The sequence below is a fragment of the Shinella sp. JR1-6 genome, from assembly GCF_004284735.1.
Taxonomy (GTDB): Bacteria; Pseudomonadota; Alphaproteobacteria; order Rhizobiales; family Rhizobiaceae; genus Shinella.
This window is the reverse complement of record NZ_SHMI01000018.1, coordinates 16,961-32,049: the sequence shown is the minus strand read 5'-3', so window position 1 is coordinate 32,049 and position 15,089 is coordinate 16,961. Positions and strand designations below refer to the sequence as shown.

Genomic DNA, 15,089 nt, shown 5'->3' with positions numbered 1-15,089 from the left:
GGGTTTCAGCCTCCCAACGCCTTGCGCATCTTTTCAAGGCGGAGCTTCCCGTCGGCCGCTTCCGCGTTCTGGCAATTGGCAGAGCCGCGCAGTTCGCCCGGATTGTTACGGCACTCCGCCATGATCCGGGACAGCAGTGCTTCGTCGGCGGTCAGTTGGTCGACGGAATAGGACTGCTCGGAGCAGGCCGCGAGGAGAAGGAGCACGGCAAGAAAGGGAGATCGCCTCATTGCAGCGCCGCCTTCATCGCATCCATGCGCTGGCGCCAGTCCTCGGCCTTGCGCTGTTCATCGACCTGGTTCTGCGCCTGCTGCACCATGCGCAGACCTTCCATCCGCAGCACGTCGGTCTGGAGAAACGCCTGCTCGGCCTGCAACCGCGCCTGCAGGTCGGCGATGTCCTTGGCATCGCTTGCCGTCGAAATCTTTTCACGAAGCTGGTCGATCCCGTCGATGCGCTTGGTGGCAGCGTCGTAAATCTGCTGTCCGAGGCTCATCTGACCCGCGTTTTTGTTCTGTACGCGCGCGAGTTCCTTGGCGTAGAAATCGTCGGCGTCGGTACGATAGGTGGAGTTCCCTTCCAGGAACTTCGAGGCGGAGTCCTTGAACACGCCTGTTCCATCGCCCTTGAGCAGCCCCTCGATGGCGGCGAAATCCGATGGAAGCGCCTTGCGGATCGCCGGGTCGTTGAGCACGCTCGCGACGTCAGCCATGTCGGTCAGCTTGTTGAGGGAACCGTAGAGCTCTTGGGCCTGCTCGATCTGCTTGTGCAAGGCCTCCAACTGGTCATTCAAGCGCGCGATGCTCTCGATGTGTTTTAGGATTGCCGTCTGGTCAATGACCGGAATCCCCTGCCCCGACGCGCCGCCGGCGGAAAGGACAAGCACTGCCGCGAGCGCCGCGCCATGAAGTCTATAGGATGCCATCAGCTTGCGCTCCTTCTTGCCTGGAAAACGGGAAGCCAGTCTTTTGGATCGTTACCGACTTCACCGCGGATCGCGTCGAGCAGCTCGACATTGGCCGTACGGCCGGAGAGGATCGCGAGTTCGTCGTCGAAGCCGTTGAGATTCAGTTCGGCGACGACGCTGTTATGTCCCTGCTTCAACACAAACCGCCGGCTCTCGACGGAGAGTTCGCGGGCGATCAATTCGTATTCGCGTTCCGTGAGCTTGAACCCCTCCACATAGTCGGCACGGTTGCCGCGGGAGTTTGGCAGAAAGATCTGCGTCGGGCATTGCTCGATGATCGTGTGCGCGATCGGCGATATCAGTGCGTCGCGCAGGCTCTGCGTGGCGAACAGCATAAGCCCGTTCTGCTTGCGGATCGTCTTCAGCTTGTTCTGTGCGAGGTCGCGGAAGCCCTCGTCCTGCAATGCTTTCCAGAATTCGTCGATGACGATGATGATCCGGCGACCGTCGATCAGCTGCTCCACGCGATGAAAGAGGTACGCCATCAGCGGGGTGCGAATTTCCTCATTGTCGAGGAAGTCCGTCATGTCGTAGCCGATGAACTTACCGTTGCCCCCCAAATCGCCGAAACCGATATTCTCGATGACATTGTCGAAGACCCAGCCGAGCGGCCCGCCCCTTTCCCAGCGCCGCAGCCTCGCCGCAATCCCCTCCAGGTCCGTGTTGTTGAGGAAGGTCCGCAGGGCGCCGATCGTCCGTTGCTCTGTCGGCAGATCGGCAAGTCCGTCGACGGCGCCGGCGATATCGCGAAGTTCGGTGACGCTCAGCTCCCTCGTGCCGGACCCGACAAGCTTTCCGACCCAACGGGTCAGAAAGACCTTGTTCTCCGGTGTGAGGTCGAGGGCCTTGAGGGGAGCGCAGCCAGTGGGAGTGCCATTCTTGAGGGGGAGATAGGTGCCACCGGCGGCGCGGACATAAAGGTCCGCGCCGCGGTCCTTGTCGAAGAACACGACGTGCGGATCGTGTTTTTCGAGCTGCGACAGCATGAAGTTGACGATCACGGTTTTGCCGGCGCCGGACGGGCCGCACATTAAGGTGTTGCCGAGATCACCGTGGTGGAGGTTGAAGTAGTAGGGCGAGCCTGACGCCGTCTTGAGCAACGCGACAGCCGGTCCCCATTCGTTGCCGTCCTTCTGCCCGATGGGATAGGAGTGGAAGGGTGAAAGGGCCGCGAAGTTGCGGGAGGTTATCGCGCCGGATCGGGCGCGGTAGCGGAAGTTGCCCGGCAACTGTGCCCACCAGGCGGACTCGAGACCGAGATCCTCGCGCGCCACGACCGCCCCGCCGTTGGTCAGGCTGGCACGGGCCTTGGCGAGATTGTCCGTCAATTCCTTGACCGAGGCGGCGAAGACGGCGAGCGTCAGGTGATGCTCGCCGAGCACGAACCGGTTCGATTCCAGATCGTCCATGGCGTCATCGAGCTCGCCGATCTGCGAAGCCGCCTTGTCGCCGCTGCTGACCAACTGGTTCTGCTTGCGGCCCATGATGACCCGAGCGTCCGCCTTCGAAGCGAAGCAGAAGGATTGCGAGAGGATCAGTTCGAAGGGACTGGTCAGTACGCCATCCAGCATTCCCGTCCTGGTGCGGGCGGGATATTCCTTGATGCTCAACATGCCGGCAAAACGGCTTTCCGCCTCATGGCGGATTTCGATCGTCTCGCGTCCGATGATGACGCGGTCGGAGTAGATGGCCGAGGAAATCCGCCCCTCGGTTAACGGGACCGGCTCGCGCCGGCCGCCGACCAATTGGTGAAGCACCTCGCTCGGCTCGGAAAATAGCAGTCCATCATGATTGTAGAGAGGGAGCACGCGTGGCTCGAAGCGATTCAAGCCGGCAGTAACGTCGACGAGTTTGTCCTGAAGCTGCTTCAGCGCCTCCTCGTCCAATTCGATGCCGGCACGGCTTCGCTGCCGCAGTCGAGATAGCAGCTTCGCGGCCTTGTCCGCCGGATCGCGCGCCGGCGACCAGAGGACGGTCAGGTACAGATCGTTGCGGAACAGATCCTCGCGGACCATACGCTCGCGGTACTTTTCGTTGAGCGCGGCCGAAAAAGATGTTGCGAACGTTCCGTCCGGATAATCACGATCGCGACGCCGAATGAGATGAGTCCACAAGGCAAGCCGTTCATCCGCGATGTTGCGATAGAGCGTGTTCAGATCGCGATGCAGCGCGTTGAGGTCGAGGACATCGGCAGTCTCGAAGGACACGCCTTCCAGCGCCACCATGACCATCAGCGTACGGGAGTCGAGTGCGATCGTCGTTTCGTCGACATGTCGCACATAGGGAATAAAGGTTTCCGGCGTGAGTTCGCGCGACTTGAGCGTGGCGACGCTAGGCATATCCGAGATCCCTTTCGTCAAAGCGGCGGACGAGCTTCAGCGGCGAAAGCGTAGCTCCGCCCCAATAGCCGCCGTTCCGGGTCCGGCCGCGCGTCTCCACCCAGGCCACCAGGATCCGGAACATGTTGTGGTCGTGTTTGACCAGAGCCCGAAAGACGAAATGGAAGACGACGCCGACGAGCGCATAGGCGACCGAGCCGGCCGCGAGGTAGAAGATCGTGGTCGCCATGACGTTGATGCCCATGGCCTCCATCGTGACGCCCGCGATCATCGCCGGGCGTGTGCAAGCGATGAACAGAGTGTCTTCCTCGAGTTCGGGTCGCGGGGCGGCCATCTGGTCAGCTCCCGATGATCGTGCTGACGAGTTCTGAGGAGCCGGCGATCACGCCGATGCCGACGATCCAGTAGCCGGCGCGGCGCAGGTCCATGTAACCGAACATCCAGGCGAGCGCGATCAGGATAACGGCGATGGTGGCGAACAACCTGAAGATGTTGCCCTGCAAAAGGTCGACGACGTTCTGTAGGATCGTCTCGATGCCGGCGGCCTGCGCAAAAGCCGGTTCGACCGGCATCGCCACCACAGCGAGTGCCATCGAAGACGAGGCCGCAAATGCGCGGATACGGGAACTGAAAGTCATTCACTCTGCTCCAATTGATTGTTCTGAAACACCAGGACGGAAGAACCGCGCCGGCTGTTGAAAACGTCCCATGTGGGCGTTGAAGCGATGGCAGTAGTCTTCTGCTCGGAGTTCTCCGACGCCACTTCTGCGACCACATCGGCGGGGCTGGAGCCGACAGGATCGTCATTCCCCCTCCCTTCCCCCGTATCCGTGATCGTCAGCCGGGCGATGGTAGGACCAAGCCGTTTGATTTCGCGGCGAACCTGATCGTCGTAGTTCACCATTGCGCCCACCGATGGATCGGCACGGCCATAGTAGGACTGGAGCATCACCTGCTCCGCCCTGGCAGGATCTGCGCCGGCCTTGACGGCCAGACGGTAATACCCGTCCAGCAGCGTGGCCGTGGCTTGCAGGTTCAGGCAAGGATCGAAGGCGTCGGAAATGGAGAGCTTCAGCTTTTGAAGCTCTTCGACCCCGATGCCGCCGAGACCGAGTTGAATATCGTGATGTTCGGCCACCAGCGATGTGGCGATCTCGATCGCCTTAGCCTTCGATGCCGGCTGTGTCTTGAGCGGTTGGCCGCTGTTGATGCGAATGTTGAACGGCGCGAACCGACTTTCGAGACTGACGACGCCAGCCAGTGTTTCGGACGCAACAAAGGGTGCACAGGTCTGCGCAAAGTCGACGAAAACGATGGGCATGTTTAGAACCAGACCCTCTGCTTGCCGACGCCGTCGATCGTCACATCGATGTATCGCGGTTTCTCACGGACCAGTGGGCGGTTCAGGGTGTAGGCCATGCACTGGTAGCGGCCATCAATTTGCTGCCAGCGTGGCGAGATCGCGGAGCCATTGCTCCCGCCGGCATTGTCCGGGTCCCGGCGGCAAAGACTGTCGCTCACCGGCTGCATCGACGTCGACACGCAGGTTCCGTCACGCCCGGTCGGGCCATAGCCCGCTGACAGACGGTAGCCGTCGTTGCAATAGTAGGGTTCGTATCGAGGGCGGGAACTTTGGAAGCCAATGCCGCTGCAGGTCGGGAAGGAACGGCCCTTTGCGAGCCATCTCCAGAGCTTCTGGATAGGCGGCCGGCACTCGGCGTATTGTGTCGGGCCACCGGGATTGGATAGGCACAGGATAACCTGGCAACCCCATTCATCGGCACGCGCACTTCGTTCGGAACTCAGATATATTGATCCGAACCCTAACGCCGCTATGACCGTTCGAAAGAAAAGGCTCTTCATGCCCCCTACCCTCCGATTGAAATTTCGTTGAACTGGATGCGAAGAATCGTCTCGCCCTAACGTTCATACTGAACATTTATTGGATAGTTAAATCGATGGCAAGCAAATTGAGTGACCGATGGCAAACACAAGCATTGTCTGTCTTCGCGGTGCGTGAAATCCTCGACAAACCGCTAGAAGATGAGAGCGCGCAATCGCGCATCAAACAAATCGGAATGATCAACATCCTCTATATGATGCACCAGGCACATGAGAGACTAACCCTCTCAAAGATCATACAATTTACAGGAATGACGCGCGGCGGCGTCATTGAAACCATTGACTTTCTGGTCAAGCGTGGGGTCCTGACAGAGACGCTCGGGAAAAACTCCATGGGTCGAGGGACAGCCCGGCAATTTGAGTTCGCTGCTCAGGTGTTTGAGGCGATGCGTTCTGCCGCGGTGACTGAAAATGGCTGATTTTACTTATCATGTTTTTTAAGATACGGCGGCTGGGGTTGACGACCCCGACTTCGGACCGAGTAACTAATTCCTGAATGGAAACCCGGTGTACGTTCCGAAATATCCGACTCAGACATTTTGCAAGCTGAAGCGCGTCTCTGTTGATTGTCAGCAGATTTCGAGCCAGGCCTTCATTTCGCTGCAACCCGCTATCAGGCCGAAATAACGCATTGTGCGCAACCGTTTAGGCGGTGAAAAATGGAGCGGTGCCAAGTGGAAATACGGATCAAACCCTGCCGAAAATCAACACCACAGAAGATTCATCGCGAGTTGGGAAACCCGCGAGTCGCAATCATCAAGGTGTCATATCACTCTAGCAGGAAGATGGTATCGGCGTTCACAGCTGGTTCTGCGATCCCAGCGCACCGTGGCAAAAAGGCGCCGTGGAGAATGCCAACAAGCACATTCGCCGTTTCATGCCCGGCGACACCAATCTGGCAACCGTATCACGGTGCGATCTCAACCAACTCGCCCGCCACCTGAACGATCAACCTCGAAGGTGCCTCGGTTGCAGGACGCCGACCGAGGTATTCATGGCTCATTTGCTAGAAGCGGGATGATCCCCTACCCTCAATACCGACATGATGCACTTAACCGCCTTAATGCATTGCGCCGGACGTTTTGGCGACGAGAGGCGAGGCTTTTGCTGGCTGCGCGCCACTACGGGCAAGTTTTTCCAGTCGCTGGAGTTTATCCGTCGCGATGGAAGGCGGGGTTTTCAGGTTGAGGTCGAGGGGTTCGTTTTTGGGGCGTCAGCGCCCCGTCGGCTATGTCACGAGCCGCGGGATGCGATCCAGGACGATGCGCAGGATGCGCTGATCGGGGCAGGATGTCGGCAAGTGCAGGCGGATCTGGGTTTTCATCTCGACCACCCGCGCGGCAATCTTGATGACCCGGGCAGCGCGGATCGTCGATGCAGCGCGCCAGACGGTCGGCCACATGTAGCCGCTTGCCCACCGCAGCCAGGGCCAGAACACCACTGTCGCACGACAGCATGCCGCCATCAAAACGCGCGACGACGGGCTTGCCGCCGACTGATGACAAACCGGGCAGCGCTAGCGTAGGATCATTCATGGCGGATGTGGTCTCCGGAAACGACACGGATCGGCTTAAGCAACCAAATCCTACGTCATTTCAACGGTTTGAACCACATCCGCCAACCCCTCATGAATTCTTCGGGTTAGGTTTACTTCTCCAGCTAGCTTCTCCAAAAAGTGTGGGCATGGATCAGTGTGTGGATAGCAGACAGAACGACCGCCTACCCAGGTTCGCCATGGCTAGGCGGCCACAGAAACAGCGATTGCGAACTATCGCGTGACCAAGTCCGCGCCAAACCATTTCAGACTGATCGCCTTCAGCGTGCCGTCCCCCGCAATAGCCTGAATGGCACCGTTGAACTTATCCGCCAAAGCCGCGTCCTCTTTTCTAAGGCCTATCCCGACCCCCGGTCCGAACAGTCCGCCCGAGATGCGCGGTCCGTAAAGATGAGCCGACCTTCCATCATTGGATTCCAAGAATGCCTTCCAAACGGAAAAATCCGCTAAGCCACCATCGATCCGACCAGCTACGAGGTCAAGATTGAGGTTGTCCTGTTTGTCGTAGGTGCGTAGCTCGACAGTATCGCCAAAATAATCTCTGACGAATGCTTCAGCGTTTGTGGAGCCTTGTACACCGATTGAACGCCCTTTCAGGTTTGCTTTCAGGTCCGCCAAGACGCGCTTGCTTGCGTCTGTCTCTGTCGTCAGATCAAGCTTCGACGTGCTCTCCACCGCCGGCAGGTCGAGGGATTTTGAAACAACGAAGTAGTTGGAGGTCAACGCATAGGGCTGCGAGAAGGAAATGACCCGCTTGCGCTTTTCGGTTATCGACATTCCTGCCATGATGGCGTCGTATTTTCCTACCGTTAGAGCGGGAATAATCCCATCCCAGGCTTGGGTCACAAACTCGCATTTGAGATTTGCCCTTGCGCACAACGCTAGGCCGACATCAACGTCATAGCCAACTGGCTGCCCGGACGCATCGACCGAGTTCCAGGGCGGGAAAGCCCCCTCCGTGGCAATTCTGATCGTCCTCACCTCCTCAGCCCGGGCCATTCCGGCCAAAAGGCCTAGAATTACAACAGCAGTTGTGAATTTCAGGATATTCATATGACTCCCCCTTCTGGGATTTCGATGCGGTCTCAGGTGTAGATTCTCGGTATGTGATCGCGCAGGCCCGCATAGATGCCGACGACATCTGTCCCCCAAAGCGCGGCAATTTCTTCATGCGTGATGACTTCGTCGCCCTGCCTGCCGAGCAGTACGACCTTGTCACCGAAGCGGGCATCGGGAGCGTTCGAGAGATCTATTCGCACATGTTCGAGATGAGCCGGCGGCAAGAGACGGGCTCGCGTTCCGCCCACGAGCGCTTCGGCACCAGGCGGAACTTGCCTAGGCAGGCCGTCCCCCCAGCCCATGCCGAGAACACCGAGCTTCATCCCCGACCGAAAACCTGGAAGGTCCGGGATCGGGCCAAGGGACGCATCGAGGTGTTTAACGGCGACGATGGTGGTGCAAATCGTTTTTAGGGCTGGTTGCAACACGGCACGGCGAACAGGTGCATGACTTTCCGGTAGTCCAACAAAAAGTGCACCCGGATCGACAGCGTCCATGTCCATTTCCGGATAGGCGAGGACGCCCTCCGTGCTCGACATCATGGCGACGACGGGTCGCTCTCCACACACCTCAGCCTCGGCGAGGATCGCCCGCATCCGGTGAAGTTGTATCCTCGCATCGGATGGTATTGAGGTTGGAAGTTCGCTCATGTGCGCATAGATTCCATCGACCTGCACGTCGGAATACGCGTTCGCCGCGGCAAGCAGTCGGCCCGCCTCCTGTGGCGATGCGCCCGCGCGGAAAAAGCCCAAGTCGGCCTTGATGAACACATGGGTTTTTGTCATCGCCGCGCGCCAACGCTCCAGTTCATCGATACTGGAGACGCTTACCGTGAGGTCGAGCTCTTCGATCATCATCCCTGCCGCTGGCAAGGCTCCGGGGTATAGAAGGATGCGCTGATCAGCCCCCATCCTTCGGATCGCCATGGCGTCGAGAAGCGACGCTACCGCGAACCCGTCAACCCCCTCCGCCGCCAGCGTACGCGCGACCGGGCCGGCACCACATCCGTATGCATTCCGCTTCAGACAAGCGTAAATGCTGACATTCTTAGGCAGGACCGATCGAAGTTCGCGATAATTGTGCCTGATTGCCCCCAGGTCGATTTCGTACCAGCTTCCTCGCAGGAGGGCCGCCTCTGCACAACCGAGGTCATAACTTTCATTGAAAGGCGACAGGAGAGCGGTCATCGCGCCACCTTCTCGATTGCGTAACCCTCCGAAGGCGGGATGTTCTTACGGTTGTCGTTCTCTGCACGAGCGCGACTTTGGTGACTGGCGATACCTCGCTCCAACCGCCCAAAAAGATGCACGACCACGAATGTGATCCCCAGATAGATCAACGCCGCCGAAATAAAGACCTCATAGGGCGAGAAGGTCTGCGCAACGATCCTTCGCGCTGTGCCCGTCAGCTCCATCATCGTGATGGTGCTGGCGAGCGAACTCGCCTTCAGCATCAACACCACTTCGTTTGCATAGGCCGGCAACGAGATACGAAAGGCGACAGGTAAAACAATCCGCCTGGTCCGAAGCTCGTAAGACATCCCCAGCGCCTTCGCCGCTTCGACCTCACCTCGCGGCACGGCACGTATGCCACCGCGCAGGATTTCGGTCGTATATGCTGCATGGTTAAGGGAAAACGCGATCAGCGCGCACCACCAAGGCTCCCGCAAGACCGGCCAGACAAAACTCGCGCGGATCCACTCGATTTGGCTCGCGCCGTAGTAGATGAGAAAAATCTGAACGAGGAGCGGTGTTCCTCGAAATGCAAACGTATAGAGCAGGACGGGGCGCGATAGCCCGGTAGACCCTGACGCGCGCATTAGCGAAAGCGGAAGTGCGATGACGAGACCAAGCAGAACGGAAGCTGCTGTGAGCTGGACGGTCAGGAGCGCCCCGTCGAGCAGAAGGGGCAGAACGTCGAGAATAAGGTACCATTCCATGTCGATTTCTCAATCTGCGACGCGGACGCCGCGATTTGCGCGCCGCTCAAGTAAAGTCAGCCCAGCCAGCGATACGGAGGTGAATGAGAGGTAGAGGCCGGCAGCGACGGTGTAGAAGGTGAGTGGATCGCGGGTTGCGCCCGCTGCAACACCGGTCTTGCGCATTAAGTCCTCAAGCCCCACTACGGAGATGAGAGCAGTGTCCTTCAGCAGCGTGAGCCAAAGGTTTCCTATGCCTGGCAATGCGTACCGCCACATCTGGGGGAAGATCACCAATCGCCACGTATGCATCTTTGACAAGCCGAGCGCATGCGCCGCTTCGATCTGACCGGTCGGCACCGCACGGATTGCTGCCCTGAAGACTTCGGTCGCGTAGGCGCCGAAGACGATAGTCAGTGCAAAGACGCCGGCAGCGAAAGCATCGACTTCGACGTAGCGGCCGAACACCGCGGTCATCGCAACCGTACCGCCAAAGTATAGAATAAGGATGATGAGGAGTTCGGGGACACCGCGAATGATCGTGGTGTAGACGTCCGCCAATCGCCTGAGGGTCTGGGAGCGGCCGAGTTTTGCCATCGCACCGCAAAGACCGACACCAATCCCCAGAACCAGACTGGTTGCTGCTACGCGCAACGTCGTGATCGCCCCGGCGGCGATCTGGTCGCCGAAACCTTGCAGCTCGATCATTGATGCAGCTCCCTTTCTTGGGCCGAGAGGAACTGCTTCAGTCGGAATGACGCAGGATTACGAAACACCGTTTCCGGTGCACCCTCCTCTTCGATCCCCCCCTGGTGGAGAAAGACAATGCGGTTCGAGACCTGCCGCGCGAAGCCGAGCTCATGCGTAACAATGAGCATTGTCCGGCCTTCATCCGCGAGCGAGCGGATTACCTTCAACACCTCGCCAACGAGTTCAGGATCCAGCGCCGATGTCGGTTCGTCGAAAAGGAGGATTTCAGGTTCCATCGCCAGAGCGCGTGCGATAGCGACGCGTTGCTGCTGGCCACCGGAAAGGTGAGCTGGATAGGCGTGCCGCTTGTCGGCAAGGCCAACTTTTGAAAGAAGTTCCTCCGCGCGTAGCCGCGCTTCGGCTTTAGCTATTCCCCGAACATGGATCGGTGCCTCAACCATGTTCTCCAGGACTGTCATGTGAGACCACAGATTGAAGCTCTGGAAGACCATCCCGAGCTTGCAACGCAACGCATTGATCTCTCGTTGCGCTACGATGCCTGAGCGTGCGTTGATATGGCGTCCGCCGACCCAGATCTCGCCTTCGCTCGGCTCTTCCAGAAAGTTCAGGCACCGAAGAAGCGTGCTTTTCCCCGATCCGCTGCTTCCGAGGATTGAGATGACGTCGCCGCGTTCCGCTGTGAAGGACACCCCTTTAATGACTTCGAGCGGACCGAAGCGCTTCTTCAACTCCACGACGCGCAGAGCAGGTCCTTGCTTCGTGGTATTGTCACGAGCGTGATCGTAATTTGATGGTTGGTTCACTAGCAATCCCTCGGCTTGTCGTCTGCCGAGGATGCGACACTGGCCCAAGTGGGGCTTGCAGCGAATTGACGTGTCTGCGAAATCTTATCGAAAAATCATTCGACTGATTTATTTAGCGACGAGCCGCGAAAATCTTGAGGTGTCGTGCCCGTCTCGCGCCGGAACGTGTTGGCGAAATGGCTTGAGCTGGAGAAGCCGCACAGGAGCGCCACTTCGGTGATCGGCATCGCGGAAAGGCGAAGGTACTCCTTTGCCCGCTCGACCCGCCGCCGGACGATGAAGGCATGGGGCGGGCATCCGAGTGTTTGCTTGAAGGCTCGGCAAAAATGCGGAATGCTCAACCCTGCGAGAGCAGCCAGCTGACCCAACGACAGATCGGAAGAAAGATCGCCATCGATTTTCTCGATGACACGGTTCAGGTTTGTCGCCGCCAACCCGCCCTTTCGGGTCGTTGCGACATATTTCTGGCGGCGGAACAGCTGCGCAAACATCGTGGCCACGTAGCTTTCCACGACCATGGTACTGAGTGGATTTTGATCTCCGATCTCCTCGCCGATACCGCGCGCGGCGTTCATAATGATCGTATCCTCGCAACCAAGGTCAGGTGAAAGGGTCGGAAGCATGCTCGTCGCCATTCGAGAAAAGACGTCGGTCACAAAGACCGGATCGATTGTGATTGAAAGGTAAGCCGCCGTGGAAGCACCTTCCTCCCATCCTTTCCAGTCACACCCGGCTGGAATGAAGAGAACGGCTCCGGGCCGGCGGCAGACGAAGCCGGTCCGTTTTTCGTCAAGGAAGTGTTCGCCACGTTCGGAGTTGCCTTTCAGGTTTAGGAGGATCAGGTGCCGGTCCGACTTGACCGCGATCTCTTCCGCTTCAAGGCCAGTGCGGCGGACGAGATCAGCCTGTACGTGGCGCCAAGTCCTGTGGTCATGGACAATCGTTTGGCAACTGCCGGTCTTGAATTTGGGGGCGGGAGATGTAACCTGAACTCTCATCGGCCCCGTTCCCACTGCGAGAGGGTTAGAGATGGCTGGCCATACTTGAATGATGACGTGATCCTGAACGGGAGCGCGCTATGCTGGTCCGGAAAAAGCAGTATTTGAAGCCTGCAGGCACGTGAACACACGTTCCGCTGTTTACGTGGGTGTCGCATCGAACATCTCCGAAAGAGAGTTTGTCGCGGTACGTCCCCGCGAAACTCACTAAACCTCCCAATGATCGGGGAGTGGAAACTGTCCGTGACAGCCCTGTGGCCTTTAGCTCCGGGGAACCTGGACATACGCCACAGGCTCCCCGACCTCGAAAGGTCAAGGAGTGTGATGCTGAAACGACCAGCATCAGTCGCACGGAGGGGTTTCCAGCCCCGAGGCAGCACGTACTGCCTCACATTCAGAAATAGAGGAAGCGCATTAATTTCGCTAGAGACATGTGGTGAAAAATTGTGTGCTGGGCCGATATCCTGGCACCATAGTTGAATTGCGGCATAAATTTCTAGGCGGCAGGACCGGCCGCAAGCGGTGAGATCGTCACGCTGATCAATTGGACAACATCGGGGGCATGCTGCATGCGAAAACACTTAATTAGGGTCATCGGCCAGGATCGCGCTCCACGTCGATATTCGTTCCGTTTCTGCAAAACAGGATGAGAACCACCATGCCGAACGCAAGGATGACGGCATAGGCGAGAAATAGCGTCGACGGTTTGACATCGTCGGCGATCACCGAAACGATCGCGAAGAGGACAACACCCAAGAGAACGCCCACGCTGTGGAGCAGGCCCTTTGCGCGGCCAAGCGCGGTACTCGGGACGGCCGACTGGATCATGACTTCGACGGCAACCCTGCCGAGATTGTATAAGGCTCCCAGGATCGCGAATGCCAAGAGGGCAAAGGGCGGGTCCAGTGCTTTGATCACCGCGAAGGACACCGCACTAGACCCGAGAATGACGTATTGCAGGACCGTTAACTTCGTCGCTCGAACGAGAGGTATCAGCAGCAAAGCACCAAGGATCGATCCTGCCGACCAAGAACTCTCAAGCTGGCCGAAATCGACCGCATTTCCACCGTGTTCATCAAACACGAAACTAGGCCCGATAACGCTGATCAACATCCCTCCGGTATAGAGTAGCGCGTAGACGACACTCAGACAGAGGAACTGAGAATCGATGACCGGCGAGCTCTCCATCGCGCCCCCGGCACGCTCGGAGGGCCCTCTCTCATGCCGAACAACACGCATGATGATTGCCGAAAAGGCAAACCCAATGGAAACAGCACCGAAAGTGACCACCGAGCTTGCCCCATGCAAGAGAGCCCCAACGAGCACGGCCGCAGCGAGACTTCCAGACTGCATCAAGAAAAAGGTCATCGAGTTCGCAGTCGCCAGCGAGAGTCTCGCACTGATCGACGGAATCATGGATTGGGATGCCGTCAGCGCGATCCGATCGCAGGTTGCAAAGAGTACGGCAGACAGCCCGATGGCCCACAGCACGCTTGTCACCATCAGAACCGCGCCCAACACGATAGCGGCGACAACACGGACAGTCTCCGCGATGACATAAAGAATGCGCCGATCGAAACGATCGGCCAGCCAACCGGCAAGCGGACTGGTAACGAGTTCGGTCAGACTAATAATAGTGAAGAATCCCGCGACTGCGGCGCTGCCCTGTCCGGAGACGATAAGGACCCAAGCACATGCTATGTGGTAGCCATTTCGGCCGATAGCGGATGCAAACGTGCTTGCCAAAAACCAGTTAAACGAACGCGCGTAGCGAACGCGGGGGGCGGGCGCTTCCATCGTTCTCGGTCGGGGCATATGGATACTTCGCAGTTGGAGACCCATCTGCAATAGGCATCTTTAGGCCCCTTCGCTTTAAGAATCAGGCCTGGTTATCAAAATCGTGCCAAAAACTATTCAAGTGCATCAACTGCGCCATCTTCGGCGGAACTCCAGCGGCCCCGTTCCATAGACTCTCTTGAAGGCGTAGGTGAAGTGGCTGGAACTTGCGAACCCGCATTCGAACGCGACTTCTGTGGCGGAAAGCTCAGTCGTACGAAGAAGATCAACGGAGCGTTCCAATCGACGCGTTGTGACAAACGAATGCGGTGACTTTCCCGTCGACTGCTTGAAAGCACGGAAGAAGTGGCGGCGGCTTACCCCGATTTCTCCTGCCATCTCATCCAGGTTCGGCGGATTGCCGAGCCGGTTCTCGATGATGGCAACAACGCGTTTAAGGTCGAAGGGCGAAAGCCCGCCCTTTGCCGGTTCGTTCCCCAAGCCATTGAGCCGAACCATCTGGACGAAAAGCTGAATAGCTTGGCTTTCCACCATGACGACGCTGATCGGATCGGGATTTTTCAGTTCAGCCGCTATTCGCTGTAGGCAGGCCTCTATCACCGTATCTCGAAAGCCTATTGCCGGTCGCAAACACGTGACATTTTCAGCTCCGATTGCGCGATCAATGAAGGCAGTGTCGATGGAAACGAATAGATAGGACCCCGTAGTGTCGCCCTCGTCCCATCCGCTCCATTTGCTACGCGCAGGAAGGAAGGCTACGGAACCAGGCCGGCGCGGGGTGAATGCTACCCGTCGTCCTTCAACGAAGTCCTCACCCGCTCGCGCCTCGCCTTGAAGGTTGACTATGAAGGAATGCTGCTCGGCCGACACATTTGTCTCCTGGCGGGCCAGTCCGGTTCGCTTCACGATATCAGCGCGCACGGCGCCCCAATCAAGATGTTGGTGAACAAGACTGCTGTGGTCCGAGCGACGGACTTCCCCGGGGTCGAAATCACGCGTTTCCGTCAATAGCGTTCATGTCCCACATCAATAAGGTTCTG

The 15,089-nt window shown here is 58.3% G+C and carries 17 protein-coding genes and 2 pseudogenes; 2 read left to right on the top strand and 17 right to left on the bottom strand.

Features of this window, described 5'->3' with window-relative positions; translation table 11 throughout:
• Window positions 1-5: 5 nt before the first annotated feature.
• Genes EXZ48_RS24540 through EXZ48_RS24510 form a run of 7 tightly spaced genes read right to left on the bottom strand, consistent with a single transcriptional unit; the run spans window position 6 to window position 5,169 of the window.
• Complete coding sequence (locus tag EXZ48_RS24540; protein WP_023517507.1) at window positions 6-230, bottom strand: EexN family lipoprotein; 225 nt, start codon at window positions 228-230, stop codon at window positions 6-8.
• Entirely contained in the window at window positions 227-925 is a 699-nt protein-coding gene (virB5, locus tag EXZ48_RS24535) for a P-type DNA transfer protein VirB5 (protein ID WP_023517506.1), read from the bottom strand. Before virB5 ends, EXZ48_RS24540 begins: the two co-directional genes overlap by 4 nt.
• A complete protein-coding gene (locus EXZ48_RS24530) occupies window positions 925-3,306 on the bottom strand; it encodes a VirB4 family type IV secretion/conjugal transfer ATPase (protein WP_130518968.1) in 2,382 nt (793 codons plus the stop codon). Before EXZ48_RS24530 ends, virB5 begins: the two co-directional genes overlap by 1 nt.
• A complete protein-coding gene (locus tag EXZ48_RS24525) occupies window positions 3,299-3,640 on the bottom strand; it encodes a type IV secretion system protein VirB3 (RefSeq protein ID WP_050746186.1) in 342 nt (113 codons plus the stop codon). Before EXZ48_RS24525 ends, EXZ48_RS24530 begins: the two co-directional genes overlap by 8 nt.
• Window positions 3,641-3,644: 4 nt before the next feature.
• On the bottom strand, window positions 3,645-3,944 hold the full coding sequence (locus tag EXZ48_RS24520; RefSeq protein WP_130518966.1) for a TrbC/VirB2 family protein: 300 nt from the start codon (window positions 3,942-3,944) through the stop codon (window positions 3,645-3,647).
• Window positions 3,941-4,627 (bottom strand): lytic transglycosylase domain-containing protein, encoded by a 687-nt coding sequence (locus EXZ48_RS24515; RefSeq protein WP_130518964.1) that lies wholly within the window; start codon window positions 4,625-4,627, stop codon window positions 3,941-3,943. The genes EXZ48_RS24520 and EXZ48_RS24515 overlap by 4 nt, the downstream gene beginning before the upstream one ends.
• Window positions 4,628-4,629: 2 nt before the next feature.
• Window positions 4,630-5,169: a hypothetical protein gene (locus EXZ48_RS24510; RefSeq protein ID WP_130518962.1), complete on the bottom strand. Its 540-nt coding sequence runs from the start codon at window positions 5,167-5,169 to the stop codon at window positions 4,630-4,632.
• A 95-nt stretch (window positions 5,170-5,264) separates the two neighbouring features.
• Between EXZ48_RS24510 and EXZ48_RS24505 the strand changes: the two genes are divergently transcribed.
• Both EXZ48_RS24505 and EXZ48_RS24500 read left to right on the top strand, forming a co-directional pair.
• On the top strand, window positions 5,265-5,627 hold the full coding sequence (locus tag EXZ48_RS24505; protein WP_050746182.1) for a transcriptional regulator: 363 nt from the start codon (window positions 5,265-5,267) through the stop codon (window positions 5,625-5,627).
• Window positions 5,628-5,989: 362 nt separating this feature from the next.
• A pseudogene (locus EXZ48_RS24500) lies at window positions 5,990-6,229 on the top strand (transposase); the annotation flags it as partial.
• 207 nt (window positions 6,230-6,436) lie between these two features.
• Here EXZ48_RS24500 and EXZ48_RS35505 read toward each other — a convergent pair.
• The 10 genes and pseudogenes from EXZ48_RS35505 to EXZ48_RS24445 form a co-directional block, all read right to left on the bottom strand.
• Complete coding sequence (locus tag EXZ48_RS35505; protein WP_245462350.1) at window positions 6,437-6,532, bottom strand: transposase; 96 nt, start codon at window positions 6,530-6,532, stop codon at window positions 6,437-6,439.
• A gap of 31 nt (window positions 6,533-6,563) precedes the next feature.
• Window positions 6,564-6,743, bottom strand: a pseudogene (locus tag EXZ48_RS24490) (IS1380 family transposase); the annotation flags it as partial.
• Window positions 6,744-6,976: 233 nt separating this feature from the next.
• Window positions 6,977-7,816: a transporter substrate-binding domain-containing protein gene (locus tag EXZ48_RS24485; RefSeq protein ID WP_023517613.1), complete on the bottom strand. Its 840-nt coding sequence runs from the start codon at window positions 7,814-7,816 to the stop codon at window positions 6,977-6,979.
• A 32-nt stretch (window positions 7,817-7,848) separates the two neighbouring features.
• Window positions 7,849-9,009: an alanine racemase gene (locus EXZ48_RS24480; protein ID WP_024270316.1), complete on the bottom strand. Its 1,161-nt coding sequence runs from the start codon at window positions 9,007-9,009 to the stop codon at window positions 7,849-7,851.
• The gene (locus tag EXZ48_RS24475) at window positions 9,006-9,761 is read right to left on the bottom strand and encodes an ABC transporter permease (protein ID WP_050746179.1); all 756 of its coding nucleotides are present in this window, start codon (window positions 9,759-9,761) and stop codon (window positions 9,006-9,008) included. Before EXZ48_RS24475 ends, EXZ48_RS24480 begins: the two co-directional genes overlap by 4 nt.
• A 9-nt stretch (window positions 9,762-9,770) precedes the next feature.
• A complete protein-coding gene (locus tag EXZ48_RS24470; RefSeq protein ID WP_130518958.1) occupies window positions 9,771-10,448 on the bottom strand; it encodes an ABC transporter permease in 678 nt (225 codons plus the stop codon).
• On the bottom strand, window positions 10,445-11,254 hold the full coding sequence (locus tag EXZ48_RS24465; RefSeq protein ID WP_130518956.1) for an ABC transporter ATP-binding protein: 810 nt from the start codon (window positions 11,252-11,254) through the stop codon (window positions 10,445-10,447). The genes EXZ48_RS24470 and EXZ48_RS24465 overlap by 4 nt, the downstream gene beginning before the upstream one ends.
• 95 nt (window positions 11,255-11,349) lie before the next feature.
• The gene (locus EXZ48_RS24460) at window positions 11,350-12,252 is read right to left on the bottom strand and encodes an AraC family transcriptional regulator (protein WP_130518954.1); all 903 of its coding nucleotides are present in this window, start codon (window positions 12,250-12,252) and stop codon (window positions 11,350-11,352) included.
• A 591-nt stretch (window positions 12,253-12,843) separates the two neighbouring features.
• Complete coding sequence (locus tag EXZ48_RS24450; protein ID WP_165909410.1) at window positions 12,844-14,049, bottom strand: MFS transporter; 1,206 nt, start codon at window positions 14,047-14,049, stop codon at window positions 12,844-12,846.
• Window positions 14,050-14,175: 126 nt separating this feature from the next.
• Complete coding sequence (locus EXZ48_RS24445) at window positions 14,176-15,057, bottom strand: AraC family transcriptional regulator (protein ID WP_130518950.1); 882 nt, start codon at window positions 15,055-15,057, stop codon at window positions 14,176-14,178.
• Window positions 15,058-15,089 lie beyond the last annotated feature (32 nt).

What these genes read in the sequence shown, in the direction of transcription:
- EXZ48_RS24540 (WP_023517507.1), bottom strand. Translation starts at nt 230, where the DNA reads ATGAGGCGATCTCCCTTTCTTGCCGTGCTCCTTCTCCTCGCGGCCTGC.
- virB5 (WP_023517506.1), bottom strand. Translation starts at nt 925, where the DNA reads ATGGCATCCTATAGACTTCATGGCGCGGCGCTCGCGGCAGTGCTTGTC.
- EXZ48_RS24530 (WP_130518968.1), bottom strand. Translation starts at nt 3,306, where the DNA reads ATGCCTAGCGTCGCCACGCTCAAGTCGCGCGAACTCACGCCGGAAACC.
- EXZ48_RS24525 (WP_050746186.1), bottom strand. Translation starts at nt 3,640, where the DNA reads ATGGCCGCCCCGCGACCCGAACTCGAGGAAGACACTCTGTTCATCGCT.
- EXZ48_RS24520 (WP_130518966.1), bottom strand. Translation starts at nt 3,944, where the DNA reads ATGACTTTCAGTTCCCGTATCCGCGCATTTGCGGCCTCGTCTTCGATG.
- EXZ48_RS24515 (WP_130518964.1), bottom strand. Translation starts at nt 4,627, where the DNA reads ATGCCCATCGTTTTCGTCGACTTTGCGCAGACCTGTGCACCCTTTGTT.
- EXZ48_RS24510 (WP_130518962.1), bottom strand. Translation starts at nt 5,169, where the DNA reads ATGAAGAGCCTTTTCTTTCGAACGGTCATAGCGGCGTTAGGGTTCGGA.
- EXZ48_RS24505 (WP_050746182.1), top strand. Translation starts at nt 5,265, where the DNA reads ATGGCAAGCAAATTGAGTGACCGATGGCAAACACAAGCATTGTCTGTC.
- EXZ48_RS35505 (WP_245462350.1), bottom strand. Translation starts at nt 6,532, where the DNA reads ATGAAAACCCAGATCCGCCTGCACTTGCCGACATCCTGCCCCGATCAG.
- EXZ48_RS24485 (WP_023517613.1), bottom strand. Translation starts at nt 7,816, where the DNA reads ATGAATATCCTGAAATTCACAACTGCTGTTGTAATTCTAGGCCTTTTG.
- EXZ48_RS24480 (WP_024270316.1), bottom strand. Translation starts at nt 9,009, where the DNA reads ATGACCGCTCTCCTGTCGCCTTTCAATGAAAGTTATGACCTCGGTTGT.
- EXZ48_RS24475 (WP_050746179.1), bottom strand. Translation starts at nt 9,761, where the DNA reads ATGGAATGGTACCTTATTCTCGACGTTCTGCCCCTTCTGCTCGACGGG.
- EXZ48_RS24470 (WP_130518958.1), bottom strand. Translation starts at nt 10,448, where the DNA reads ATGATCGAGCTGCAAGGTTTCGGCGACCAGATCGCCGCCGGGGCGATC.
- EXZ48_RS24460 (WP_130518954.1), bottom strand. Translation starts at nt 12,252, where the DNA reads ATGAGAGTTCAGGTTACATCTCCCGCCCCCAAATTCAAGACCGGCAGT.
- EXZ48_RS24450 (WP_165909410.1), bottom strand. Translation starts at nt 14,049, where the DNA reads ATGGAAGCGCCCGCCCCCCGCGTTCGCTACGCGCGTTCGTTTAACTGG.